Origin of the sequence: Azoarcus sp. TTM-91, from assembly GCF_012911025.1 — a bacterium.
In the GTDB taxonomy this organism is placed as follows: Bacteria; Pseudomonadota; Gammaproteobacteria; order Burkholderiales; family Rhodocyclaceae; genus Azoarcus.
The window spans coordinates 17,015-30,145 of sequence record NZ_WUEI01000032.1; the positions used below are offsets into that span (position 1 = coordinate 17,015).

8 protein-coding genes are annotated in these 13,131 nt (G+C 67.4%); 5 read left to right on the plus strand and 3 right to left on the minus strand.

Going from position 1 to position 13,131, the window contains the following annotated elements; genetic code table 11:
• Positions 1–7: 7 nt before the first annotated feature.
• A complete protein-coding gene (gene tssM / locus GRF61_RS11135; protein ID WP_169150726.1) occupies positions 8–3,721 on the plus strand; it encodes a type VI secretion system membrane subunit TssM in 3,714 nt (1,237 codons plus the stop codon).
• A 20-nt stretch (positions 3,722–3,741) separates the two neighbouring features.
• Entirely contained in the window at positions 3,742–3,999 is a 258-nt protein-coding gene (locus GRF61_RS11140; protein ID WP_169150727.1) for a PAAR domain-containing protein, read from the plus strand.
• Between the two features lie 130 nt (positions 4,000–4,129).
• Here the strand turns inward: GRF61_RS11140 and GRF61_RS11145 are convergent, their stop codons facing one another.
• The gene (locus tag GRF61_RS11145; RefSeq protein ID WP_211165901.1) at positions 4,130–5,311 is read right to left on the minus strand and encodes an amidase; all 1,182 of its coding nucleotides are present in this window, start codon (positions 5,309–5,311) and stop codon (positions 4,130–4,132) included.
• 321 nt (positions 5,312–5,632) lie between these two features.
• On the opposite strand from GRF61_RS11145, the gene GRF61_RS11150 reads away from it, so the two are divergent.
• Positions 5,633–6,850: an MFS transporter gene (locus GRF61_RS11150; RefSeq protein WP_169150728.1), complete on the plus strand. Its 1,218-nt coding sequence runs from the start codon at positions 5,633–5,635 to the stop codon at positions 6,848–6,850.
• Here the strand turns inward: GRF61_RS11150 and GRF61_RS11155 are convergent.
• On the minus strand, positions 6,847–7,656 hold the full coding sequence (locus tag GRF61_RS11155; RefSeq protein ID WP_169150729.1) for a UDP-2,3-diacylglucosamine diphosphatase: 810 nt from the start codon (positions 7,654–7,656) through the stop codon (positions 6,847–6,849). The genes GRF61_RS11150 and GRF61_RS11155 overlap by 4 nt on opposite strands.
• Before the next feature lie 80 nt (positions 7,657–7,736).
• Positions 7,737–8,954, minus strand: a complete 1,218-nt coding sequence (locus GRF61_RS11160) for an NAD(P)/FAD-dependent oxidoreductase (RefSeq protein ID WP_169150730.1) — start codon at positions 8,952–8,954, stop codon at positions 7,737–7,739.
• A 164-nt stretch (positions 8,955–9,118) separates the two neighbouring features.
• Between GRF61_RS11160 and GRF61_RS11165 the strand changes: the two genes are divergently transcribed.
• Positions 9,119–12,748: a DUF748 domain-containing protein gene (locus GRF61_RS11165; protein ID WP_169150731.1), complete on the plus strand. Its 3,630-nt coding sequence runs from the start codon at positions 9,119–9,121 to the stop codon at positions 12,746–12,748.
• Between the two features lie 28 nt (positions 12,749–12,776).
• On the plus strand, positions 12,777–13,082 hold the full coding sequence (locus GRF61_RS11170; protein ID WP_282447185.1) for a 4a-hydroxytetrahydrobiopterin dehydratase: 306 nt from the start codon (positions 12,777–12,779) through the stop codon (positions 13,080–13,082).
• The last annotated feature ends 49 nt before the right edge of the window (positions 13,083–13,131 follow it).

Sequence of the window (13,131 nt, forward strand, 5' to 3'; positions counted from 1 at the left end):
ACTCGATATGTGGAAGAACAGGTCTTTCCTGAAGCGCAGCGGCCTCACCGCGCTGCGCTGGATCGGGCAGGGTATGCCCTTGTTGCTGGTGCTCGGGCTGGTGTTCCTGCTGATCGCCCTGTGGTGGCTGGGGCCGCAACTTGCGTGGCGGGACTATCGCCCGCTGGAGAGCCTGACCGCCCGCGTGCTGGCAACCGTGATCCTGCTCATGCTGCCCATGCTGCTCTGGGCGCTACGGCTGCAGCGGCGCAACCGCCGTCTGGAGGCCGAGCGGCAGCGGGACGTGCAGCACGCACAGGATCCTTGCCTGCGCCATGTGGAGGCTCAGGAGCGTGCGCTGGACCGTAGTCTCGCGATGCTACGCGCCCATCTGGAGGGGCGGAATGCGCTCTATCAGTTGCCCTGGTACCTGGTGCTGGGGCAGGAAAACACCGGCAAGACCAGCTTCATCAACCGCAGCAACCAGAGCTTCTCCCTGACGGGCGAGGCCAAGGCCGGCAGCGGCCGCCTGCTCGATGATCCCGACCTCGCCTATCCGGTGGATTGGTGGATGGGCAACGAGGCAGTGCTGATAGATCCGCCGGGCGAATTCGTCAGCCAACCGCAGGATGCCGAGATGGCGTGGGAGGATGAGCCTGTTCCCGCAGGAGGCGGGGAGGCGGCGCAGCCGCCCTCAGCACAGGGCGAAGGCGGCGGTGGATACCTGCCGGCCGGCACCCACGCCAGGCTGTGGACGCACTTGATAGCCTGGCTTGCGCGCAACCGCAGCCGGCGTCCGCTCAACGGCGTGGTGCTGATGGTGGACCTGGTGAGCCTGCTTGGCCTTCCGGCCAGCGACCGCAAGGCGCTGGCCATCCTGCTGCGCTCCCGGTTGGCCGAACTCTGCCGGCAACTGGGGATGCGGCCGCCGCTTTATGTGGTGCTGAGCAAGTTCGACCGCCTCGAGGGCTTCGAGGTCTTCTTCGCCCGCCTGCCGAAGGCGGTTCGGGAGGACATCTTCGGCTTCACCTTCTCGCTGGACTCGGTACACGATTACGACGCCTGGCTTGCCGAGCTGGGGCAGCGCTATGACGAATTCGTGAAGCGGCTGAACGAGCAGGTCTTCGATGCGCTGAGTGCCGCCCTGGCACTGGAGGAACGCGAAGCCCTGTTTTCCCTCATCCGCCAACTGGCCGGCATGCGGCTGCTGCTGTTGGGCTTCCTGGCCGACGTGCTGGGCAGTGACCGCTACGCCACGCCGGCGTTGCCGCGGGGTGTCTACTTCTCTTCGGTTTACCAGCAGGGCCTGCTCTGCAACGCCTTCGTTGGCAATGCTGCCCACAGCTACGGCATTGCGCCGTCGATTGCCGATGCCCAGCCCGGTGGGCGGGCAGTGGTGTATTTCGCCCGGCAGCTGTTCCAGTCCGTCATCTATCCCGAAGCCGGGCTGGCCAGCGACAACCTCAAGGTGATCGCGGCGAAAAGGCGGGCGCTGGCCCTGAGCGCCGGCGTGGCGACGCTGGGCAGCCTGCTGGTGGTCGCCGGCTGGTATCACTTCTACACGGTGAACCGGGACAGGACGGCGATGGTGCTGGAGCGCAGCGGCGGCTTTGGCGCGCACGTCATCGATGGCGGCGCCGATCCGACTGGCCGCAACCTGCTGGCTCCCCTCAACCAGATCCGCAGCGCAGTCCTGGTATTCGGCGATTACCGGGCGTCCTGGCCGCTGGTGTCGGACATGGGGCTGTACCCGGGGCGGCAGATCGGACCCAAGGTGGACGAGGCCTACATGTCGCTGCTCGGCCAGCGCTTCCTGCCCCAGGTGGCCGGCGGAGTCATGGCCGCCATGGAGTCGCCGCAGGCCGGCAGCGACGCGCAGCTGGCGGCCTTGCGGGTCTATCGCATGATCGAGGAGCGGCCGAGCCGCCGCGCGCCCATCGTGCAGGAATGGATGGCGAAGCAGTGGCAGTCCGCCTTCCCCGGCGAGAACGAGGTCCAGCTGGCGCTGCAGGGCCACCTGGATTACGCGATGGCGCATGTGGATACCGATCTGCCCCAGTACCGGTCGCGGGTGGCCCAGGTCCAGAACAAGTTGCGGCAGATCCCGATGCCCCAGCGGGTGTACCTGAGTATGCGCGGCGAGGCGGGCCAGGTGCTGCGCACGCCGCTGGACCTGCGCAGCGAGATCGGCCCCGCCTTCGACATCGTCTATCAGACCTCCAATGCGGCCGAAGAGCCCGGCCGCCCGCCGGCCAACGGCCGGATAGATGCCCTGCTCACCGCGAAGGGCTACCTGCGCTACTTCGAGCCGAACAGCAAAGGCATGGCGGATCTGGCAATCATCGACCAGTGGGCGTTGGGCGAGCGGCGCAGCATCGACTATTCCCAGGCCGATCGGGACGCCCTCGCCGAACGCATCCGCGCCATCTACCACCGTGACTACATCGACACCTGGCAGCGCAACCTGAACCGGCTCGAGGTGCGGGATTTCGATGACCTCAATCAGGCTGTCAATGTGCTGGGCAGCGTGACCGGGCCGGCTGCGCCCCTGCGCCGTCTGTTGGAGACGGTCCGTGACAATACCGAGGGGCTGGTGCCCGCAGCCGGGGACAAGGACGACGCGGCGGCCGGGGCCGCGGTGGCGGCGGCAGCGGCAGCGCCGCAGGCTGGCAACATCGTGAGCAACTTCGCGCCGCTCACCGGCTTGCTGGTGGCAAAGGGCGACAAAGCGGCCTATCTGGACGAGACCATGCAACTCATCGCCGGCGTGCAGGAGCTGCTGAAGGGCGTGCATGACAGCCCGAACCGCGGCAAGGCGGCCCTGGGCGTTGTGCTGGACCGGCTGGCGATGAAGGGGCCGGATCCCATAGGCAATCTCCGCCGCGCTGCCGCGGGCTTGCCGCAGCCACTGAACCGGCAGGTCGGCAAGCTGGCTGACGAGTCTTCCCTGGTCCTGATGATAGAGGCGCTGACCGAGCTGGAGCGACGCTGGGATGCGGACGTCTTCCGCTTCTACAACGAGCGCCTGGCAGGACGCTATCCCTTCAGCCCCGGCAGCCGGCAGGAAGTCTCCCTGGACGACTTTGCCGCCTTCTTCGGCCCGCAGGGCAAGCTGCAGCAGTTCAAGGCGCAGTATCTGAGAGTCCTGCTCGAAGACAATCTGGAGGCCCTGTACTCCGAACGGTTGGGTGGCCATCTGCTGCGTACCGACCTGCTCACCCAGCTGCAGGCGGCGGACCGGATACGGGATGCCTTCTTCGGCAGCCGGGGCAACCTGGGGATCCAGTTCTCCGTCGAACCCCTGGGCCTGACGGCGACCCGGCGTAGCAGCGTGCTCAACATCGAGGGCCAGCTGGTCGGCTACAGCCATGGCGCGACCGCTCCCACCGCGCTGATCTGGCCCAACACCCTCAGCGGAGCCAGTGGCGGGGGGGAGAGCCGCATCACGCTGGTGGGGGGCGAGGGCAACAGCAGCGGTGTGGCCTATCGCGGCCCCTGGTCGATGTTCAGGCTGTTCAGCCAGGCTCAGCTCAACGGCGCGAGCGAGATCGCGGTGGATCTGAGCTTTGTTGCGACCGACGGGGGGATGCGTTACCGGGTGACGGCGGACAAGCGCGAAAATCCCTTCACCCAGCAGCTTTTCCGGGGCTTCGCACTGCCGCGAACGCTGTTGATGGACAACACCATGCCCCGCCGGAAACAGGCCATGGCGGCGCCGGCTAATGCCGGCGCCCGGGGATGAAGGGCTGACGGAGCTTGGCGATGGACATCGTGCGCAAGGGTGACAGCACCGATCACGGCGGCACCGTGCTGGAAGGCTTCGGCCAGACCGATCTCAATGGCAGGCCGATTGCCGGCGTGGGGCACAAGGTGAGCTGCCCGAAGTGCAAGGGGGTATTCCCCATCGTCGAAGGCAGTGCCTGCTACAGCGTCGACGGCGTGCCGGTGGCGCTGCACGGGATGAAGACAGCCTGCGGCGCCAGCCTGATCGCGAGCGGCCCCATGGGGGCGGTGCACTAGTAGACGGTTGCGGGTCGCCGGGGAAGGGCTGCAGCGCCGGGGCAGGCAGGACCGGTACCGCAGCGCGTCGGCCGGCGCATGGACCGCCACGCTGGCGCGGAAGACGTGGATCTTCCGTGCCGTGGAGTGTTCAAGCCGCGATTCGGCCCGCGAGCGCGACGAGGCTGCGGTCGCTGCCGGCCGGGCCGATCAACGACAGGCCCAGCGGCGCGCCCAGGCGCGTGGCGAGGGGCATCGACAGCTGCGGGCATCCGGAGAGGCCGGCGAGGCTGAGCAGCTTGATCGAGGCGTTGCGATATTCGTCCAGCGCCGCCTCGCCGGTGGTCAGCAGCGGGGCAATGTCCGGCATGGTGGGCAGCACCAGCACACCGTCTTCTCCCAGCAGTTCGGCGATTTCCGCCTGGACCTCGCGCAGCACCTGCCAGCTTTCTTCCAGCTTCTCGTTGCTGACGCTGCGTCCCCAGGCGAAGCGCTCGCGCACGCCGGGGCCGAGCACGAGGCCGTAGCGCTCTATCATTTCGCCGTCGCTCTCCCAGGCTTCCCGGCCCTGGATGTGGCGGAAGGCGGAGAAGTTGCGGTCGGTGCCGGCGCTGGCCATGCGGACCAGGCTCGCGCTGCCGAGAGCGGCCTCCACGCGCTCCAGCGCGGGTTGGAGAGCCTGCCTGACGGCGCCGTCCAGCAAGCTCCAGCCATCTTCCGGATAGAGCAGGCGCACGGTGCCGGGTAGCGCGGCGCTGTCCTCGCCCAGCAGCACGGCTCCCACGCGCGCCAGCGTGACGCTGTCGCGGGTGAAGAAACCCAGGGTGTCGAAGCTGGGGGCGAGATCCAGGCTGCCTTCCAGGGTGATGCGGCCGTGGCTGGGGCGCAGACCGAAGAGACCGCAGTGGTTGGCCGGACAGCGGATGGAGCCGCCGGTATCGGTGCCGATGGCGAAATCCACCAAGCGGTTGGAGACCGCCGCCGCCGAGCCGGAAGAGGAGCCGCCGGGCGTGCGCTCCGGCGCGGCACCGTTGCGCGGCACGCCGAAGTGGGCATTGAGCCCGCTCATGGAGAAGGCGAGTTCGTCGGTATAGGTCTTGCCGACGAAGCGCGCGCCGGCATCCAGCAGCATCTGGACTGCGGGGGCGGTGGCGGTCTTGATGCCGGACAGGGCGAGCACATGCGGGTTGCCGCCGCCGGTGGGATAGCCAGCGACATCGAACAGGTCCTTGACGCCGAAGCTGAGGCCGGCAAGCGGCCCGGCGGGCGCATGGGCGACGGCCACCGCCGGGTAGGGGACAAAGGCATGAGCGGGGTCTTTTTCGAGCAGCATGAGGGCTCCCGTCTTGAAAGGTCGGTTGGGGGCGGACGCCGCCTGGAGAGGCCACGCCGATGCACATTATGCGTGGTATGCCCCGATTGTTGTGCACTGCGAGATGGGGCGGGCTTCCATATCGGAGAGCAGCCTGCCGGGTCGCGGCTACCGGTGGCAGAGACTGTAGTCGCTCCCGCCGCACTGCCTGAGAGGCGAGGGGCGGGTGTGTGGATACCGGCGCAGCTGCTGCCTCGGTTGACCCATGTCTTGCGGCGGCAGGCAGAATGCCCGCCTTCCCCTTCCTTTGCCTCTTCCACCGCCTTCCCGCCGCTACTACCGATGTCGTCCGCTCAGCTCCCCAGCACCCTGGGCCGGGTTTTCCTGCCTTTCGCTCTCGGTTACTACCTCTCTTACCTGCTGCGCACCGTGAATGCGGTGATCTCGCCGGCGCTTTCCGCCGAGCTGGGCCTGTCCGCCGCCGAACTGGGCCTGCTGACCAGCGCCTATTTCGTCGCCTTCGGGCTGATGCAGATTCCCATCGGCATCGCGCTGGATCGCTACGGTCCGCGCCGGGTGGAGGGCAGCCTGCTGCTGGTCACCGCCCTGGGCGGGGTCGCCTTCGCCACCGGCGATTCGCTGGCCTCGCTGGGCCTTGCCCGCGGCCTGCTCGGGCTGGGCGTGTCCGCCTGCCTGATGGCCGGGCTGAAGGGCTTCGCGATGTGGTATCCGCCGGAGCGCCACGGCTCCATGACCGGCTTCATCATGGCCGCCGGCGCGCTGGGCGCCCTCACCGCCAGTGCGCCGCTGGAGGCGCTGCTGCCGCTGCTGGGCTGGCGCGGTCTGTTCTGGGGCATCACCGCCTGCGCTTTGCTGGCCTCGGCCTGGATCTTCATTTCGCTGCCGGACGAAGCGCCGCATACCGGCCAGGACACGCTCGCTGCCGCGCTGGCCTCGGTGGCCGCCATCTTCCGTTCGCGGGACTTCCTGCGCTATGCCGGGGCGGCCACCTTCTTTACCGGCGGCTTCATGGCCTTGCAGGGGCTGTGGGTGGTGCCCTGGCTGATGAACGTCAGCGGGCTGGAGCTGGCGGGGGCGGCGCGCTACCTGCTGATCCTCAACCTCGGCATGCTGGCCGGCCAGTTGGCGATGGGCCTGTTCGGCACCCGGCTGGCGCGCAGTGGCATCCGCTCGCCGGCCATACTGCGGGTGGGCTACGCCGGCATGCTGTTGGTGGAACTGGCGTTGTTGATCGACTGCCTGCCGCTGGGGCTGGCCTGGTGCTTGTTCGGCGTGTTCTCCGCTGTCAATTCCCAGTCTTACCTGGCGGCCGCCGGCTATTTTCCGCGGGCGCAGTTCGGCCGGGTGAGCACGGCGGTGAACCTCATGGCGTTCGCCGGGGCTTTCGCGGTGCAGTGGGGCATGGGGCTGGCGCTGGATGGCCTGCAACTGGCCGGCCATGCGCTGGATGTCGCGCTCAAGATCGCCTTCGGTGGGCTGCTGGCGGTGCAGTTCTGCGCCTACCTGCCGCTGCTGCGAGTGAAGCGGGCGCCGGTCTAGCGCGCCAGCGCGGTCTCGTCTTCTTCGTTGCTGGCGGGCTTGGGCGGCGCCAGCAGCGCGGCCGGCCTGGCGTTCCATTCCACCAGTTCCAGGCGGCCGTCCATGTGCTCGACGATGGCGGTGCAGCTGTCCACCCAGTCGCCGCAGTTGATGTAGCTCATGCCGCCGATTTCCTTGATCGCCGCCCAGTGGATGTGGCCGCAGATCACGCCATCCACGCCACGCTCGCGGGCGCCGCGCACCACCGAATCCTCGAAGTCGAAGATGAAGCTCACCGCCGTTTTCACCTTGCGCTTGGCGTAGCCGGCCAGCGACCAGTAGCCGGAGATGCCCAGCCGGCGCCGGATGCGCGACAGGCAGGTGTTGAGCCGCACCAGGGTGTTGTAGGCGACGTCGCCAATGACGGCGACCCAGCGGTGGTAGCGCGTCACCTGGTCGTATTCGTCGCCATGCAGCAGCAGGAAGCGGCGGCCGTCGGCGGTCTGGTGTATCCAGTCCGACTCCAGCCGGATGTCGCCGAAGGTGATGCCGATGTATTCGCGCAGCGCTTCGTCGTGGTTGCCGGGGATGAAGATCACCTGAGTGCCCTTGCGCGCCCGCCGGAGCATCTTCTGCACCACCGTGTTCTGGGTGGCGCTCCAGTAGATGCTGCGGTTCATCGCCCAGAAATCGACGATGTCGCCGAGCAGGTAGAGGTGTTCGGATTCATAGTGGCGCAGGAAGTCCAGCAGACGGTCCGCCTGGCAGCCACGGGTGCCGAGGTGGACGTCGGACAGGAAGATGCTGCGGACCTGCTTTTCTTGCATCTGCGGCGGACGATCAGGATGACGCCGCCAGCGTGGTCCCGTGCTGTGACAGGGTGATGACGACGCCGGAGGAGGGCGGCTCAGGCGTGCTCGCCGGCCGCGTGCCCGGAGGACCAGGCCCACTGGAAGTTGTAGCCGCCGAGGTGGCCGGTGACGTCCGTTACCTCGCCGATGAAGTACAGCCCGGGCTGCTTGCGCGCTTCCATGGTCTTGGACGACAGCGCCTGGGTGTCCACGCCGCCCAGCGTGACCTCCGCCTTGGCATAGCCCTGGGTGCCGGAGGGCGCCAGCCGCCAGTCGGCGAGGGTGGCGGCAACCTGGCGCAGTTCGGCGTGGCGGAAGCTGTTGAGCGGCCGTTGCCAGCCATGCAGTTCGCACCAGGCATGGGCGAAGCGCCGTGGCAGATGCTCGGCGAGCAGGTTGCCGAGCAGGGCGCGCTCGCCTGCATGGGACAGCAGCCAGGATTCGGCGTCCACGTCCGGCAGCAGGTTGAGGCCCACCGCTTCCCAGTCGCCGTCTTCGTAGGCCTGGGCCTGCCAGTAGCTAGAGACCTGCAGGATGGACGGGCCGGACAAGCCGCGATGGGTGATCAGCGCCGCTTCGCGGAATTCGCCGCCGCGGCAGCGCGCCTGCACTTCGAAGGAAATGCCGGCCAGCGGCGCCAGCCGCTCCAGGGTCTCCGGCGGCAGGGTGAGCGGCACCAGCGCCGGCCGCGGCGCCACCACCGGCAGGCCGAACTGCTCGGCGATGCGGTAGCCGAACGGCGTGGCGCCGATCTTGGGGATGGACAGGCCGCCGGTTGCGATCACCAGGCTGCGGGCAAGGTACTGGCCGGCATCGGTATGGACGATGAACCGGGTGGCATCCGGCGTGGTCTCGCCAGTGGCCTCCACCGCCTGGATGGTGACTGGCGTGTTCCAGCGCACCTTGCCGTCATCGCACTCGGCCCGCAGCAGGTCGATGATGTCCTGAGCGGAATCGTCACAAAAAAGCTGGCCCCAGGATCTTTCGTGGTATCGGACGCCATGGCGCTCCACAAGCCCGATAAAATCCCGCGGCGTGTAACGCGACAGCGCCGAGCGCACGAAATGCGGGTTGCGGCACAGGTAGTTGTCCGCCGAGACCTTGAGGTTGGTGAAGTTGCAGCGCCCGCCGCCGGAAATGCGGATCTTCTCCGCCAGCTTCGTGGCGTGGTCCAGCAGCAGCACGCGACGGCCTCGCTGGCCGGCGGTGGCGGCGCACATCATGCCCGCCGCGCCGGCGCCGATGACGACGAGGTCGAAGGTCTGGTCAGCCAAGTGGGTGCCTGAAGCGTTGAAAGCGGCGCAGAATACGCGCCGCGCTGCATAGCGGCAATCGAGAACACGAGACGAGGCGGCAGCCGCTGGCTGCCGCGGGTGGCGGGAGCCGCCGGATGGCAAGCAAGAACAGAAAAACAGGTAGTCCTGTATGGAGCGTTTTGATGACTGAATCGACCCCCGACCCGATCTCCTCCGCCCGCATGAAGCGGTTCGTGCGCCCGGCGAAGTGGGGAGTGGGCCTGGTGGCCGCGGTTGCGGTGCTCGGCTTCGGCGTGGTGCCCCCGGTGGCGCGCCACTACGCGGTGCAGATATTGAACGACAAGCTGGGGCGCGAGGTTTCCATAGAGCGCATCGGCTTCAACCCCTTCACGCTTACGGCCGAGGTGCATGGCGTCAAGGTGATGGAGGCCGGCGGCGGTGGCGAGGCGCTGGCCATAGAGCTGCTGCGCGCCAACCTGGAGCTGGAATCCCTGCTGCGGGGCGGGCCGGTGCTGCATGAACTGGCGGTGCGCGGGCCGCGGGTGCATCTGGTGAACGAGGGCGAGGGCCGCAGCAACTGGTCCGACGTCATCGAGCGTCTGGCCACGCCACCGGAAGAGGATGCCGGCGAGACGCGCTTCTCCATTGGCAACATTAGCATCGACGGCGGCCGGATCGAGATCGACGACAAGACCAAGGGCCTGAAGCACGAGATCAGCGAGCTGAACATCGGCGTGCCCTTCGTCTCCAACCTGCCGGTCAAGGTGGATGTCTTCGTCGAGCCCAAGCTCTCGGCCAAGGTCAATGGCGACGACCTGGTGCTCACCGGCCGCAGCAAGCCCTTCAGCGAGACGCGGGAAACCGTGCTCGACATCGCTCTCAAGGACTTCGAGGTGTCGCGCTGGCTGGCATACCTGCCGTTCGAACCCGGCTTCCTGATCCCCTCCGGCACGCTGACGACCAACCTGGAAGTCGGCTTCTCCCAGCCGGCGGACGGCCAGCCCGCGGTGACGCTGAAAGGCCAGGCGCAGCTGAACGGCCTGGTGGTGCAGGACAAGAAAGGCCAGCCCGCCGTATCCATCGGTGAGCTGGGGGTGGAGTTCGCCGACGTCCAGCCGCTGGCCAACCGCTGGCATTTCTCCCGGCTGCTACTGCAGCAACCGGAGATCGACGTGGTACGCCGGGCCGACGGCTCGCTGAATCTGATGGGCCTGCTGCCCAAGACCGACGGCGGAGCCAAGGACACCGGGCGCAGGTCCGCGGGCAAGGAGGCTCCGGCCGAGGCGACGCCTGCAGCGGATGCTGCTCCGCTCAGCTTCCTGCTGGCGCAGGCGCGCATCCGCGATGGCGTGGTCCGCTTCACCGATGACGGTTTCAAAAAGCCCTTCGTGGCCCGGCTTGAGGCAATCAATCTGGACCTGCGCGACCTTGCCAACACTGGCGACATGCCGGCCGACATCCGGCTGGATTACCACACCGACGGTGGCGAGAAGTTCAGCCACCAGGATCAGCTGCGGCTGACGCCGAATGTCGAGCTGGATGGCTCGGTGCTGATCGAGACCCTGCAGCCGGCGCGCTACGCCGCCTATTTCGCCGAGGCGCTGCCCGGCGGCGAGCTGCGCGACGCCAAGCTGGATGCGGCGCTGCGCTATCACCTGAAGCTGGGCGGCAAGGAGCCAGAGATCAAGGTGAACGCGGAAACCGTGGCCTTGCGCGACTTCGTACTGGCACTCAAGGGCAGCAAGGACGCGGCGATCAAGGTGCCGGCGGTAAAGGTGGCGGATGCCGAGGTGGATGTGTCCGGGCGCAGCGCCAAGGTGGGCGAGCTCGGCATCTCCGGCGCGTCGGTGTCCGCCGTGCGCCTGGCCGATGGCAGCCTGGACCTCGAACGCCTGATGGGCAAGAGCAGCGGCGGCGCCAGTGGTCCGGCATGGACCGCCAGCATCGGCCGTTTCAGCCTGACCGGCAGCTCGCTGCGGCTGGAAGACCGCAGCGCCGGCAAGCCGGTGGTGATGGCGGCCGACGGCCTCAGCTTCAAGGCGGAGAACCTCTCCACCGCCAAAGGCGCGATGGCGAAGATCGATTTCGACAGCCGCATCAACAAGAACGGCACCCTGGGCCTGGAGGGCACCTTCGGCCTGGAGCCGCTGAAGGCGGATCTCAAGCTCAAGCTCAGCAAGGTGGATCTGCTGCCGCTGCAGCCCTATGTGCTGGAAGAGACCAAGATCGCCATCTCCCGCGGCAATCTCACCACCCAGGGTCGGCTGCAACTGGCGACCGCTCGAGGCGGCGAGTTGGAAGGCCGCTTCCAGGGTGACCTGGGCGTGGCCGACTTCGCCTCGGTGGATCGCCTGAACGCCACCGACTTCGTGCGCTGGCGCGTCCTCAACCTGTCCGCCATTGACGTCCGCCTGGCGCCGTTCTCTCTTGCTATCGGCGATGTGGCACTGAACGATTTCTACACCCGGCTGATCCTGAACGATCAGGGGCAGCTGAACCTGCGGGAGATCCGTCCGGGCGCCGAGGCGGAGGCGCAGGTCCAGCAAGGGCCGGTGGCCGCAACCGCGCCGGTAGCCGCCGCGCCCGGCAAGGGCACTGCCAGCGCCGAAGTGCCGCCGCCGGCCGAGGTGCCGCCGATCAAGGTGAACCGCATCCGCATCCGCGGCGGCAACATCGCCTTCAGCGATCGCTTCGTGCGGCCCAACTACGATGCCAACCTCACCGGCATGAGCGGGGAGCTGACCGGGCTGTCGTCCGATCCTTCCACCATCGCCAAGCTGGACCTGAACGGCAAGGTGGACAATGCCGCGCCGGTGTCGGTGAAGGGCGAACTGAACCCTTTCCGCCAGGACCGCTACCTGGACATCGTGCTGGCGATGAAGGATTTCGAACTCACCGGCATCTCCAGCTACTCCGGCAAATACGTCGGCTACGGCATCCAGAAGGGCAAGCTGTCCGCCGACCTGAACTACAAGATCGAGGACCGCAAGCTGACGGCGACCAACCGCATCTTCGTCGACCAGCTCACCTTCGGCGACAAGGTCGACAGCCCGGACGCGCTGAACCTTCCGGTGCAACTGGCGGTATCGCTGCTGAAGAACGGCCGTGGCGAGATCGACCTCAACCTGCCGGTCAGCGGCACCCTGGACGACCCCCAGTTCTCGGTGTTCGGGCTGGTGATGCGGGCGCTGGTCAATCTGGTGGGCAAGGCGGTTACCGCACCGTTCTCGCTCCTGGGGTCGATGTTCGGCGGCGAGGAACTGTCCTACATCGAGTTCGCGCCGGGCGCGCGCAAGCCGGGCGGTGAAGAGGCGGAGAAGCTGGCCAACCTCGCCAAAGCGCTGAAGGACAGGCCGGCACTGCGGCTGGACGTGACCGGCAAGGCCGATCCGGTGGCCGACCTGGACGGCCTGAAGCGCACGCTGATGGAGCGCCAGGTGAAGGCAGAGAAGCTGAAATCCATGGTCAAGCGCGGGCAGGAGGCGCCCTCGCTGGACGACATCCAGGTGGATGCCAAGGAATATCCGGCGCTGCTGAAGGAAGTCTACGACCAGGGCAAATTCGAGAAGCCGCGCAACTTCATCGGCCTCGCCAAGACGCTGCCGGTAGCGGAGATGGAAGCGCTGATCATGGCCAACACCAAGGTGAGCGACGAGGATTTCCGCGGGCTGGCCCAGACGCGTGCCCAGAACGTCAAGGAATGGCTGCTTGGTGACGGTGGTGTGGCGCCGGAACGGGTCTTCCTGCTGGCGCCCAAGGTCGAGGCGGCCGACGGCGGCAAGGGCAGGCAGGTACAGTTTTCGCTGCGCTGACCGGGTGGGCCGCACTGCGGCCATTGCCATGGAGGGTAAGCAGATGAGCGGACGTTTGAGCAGTACCGAGCGGAACGAGGCGTTGGGCGCCTTGCCTGCCTGGCAACTGGATGGCGAGCGGGAGGCGATCCGGCGCAAGTTCCAGTTTGTGGACTTCAACGCCGCCTTCGCCTTCATGGCCCGGGTGGCGCTGCAGGCGGAGAAGATGGACCACCATCCCGAGTGGTCCAATGTTTACAACAAGGTGGAAATCCTGCTCTCCACCCATGACGCCGGCGGGCTCACCGAGAAGGACATCGCGCTGGCGCATTTCATCGATGCGGTAGCCGGCTGAGGGAAGGACGGGCGTAAAAAGAAAAACGGGCGGATATCTCCGTCCGTTT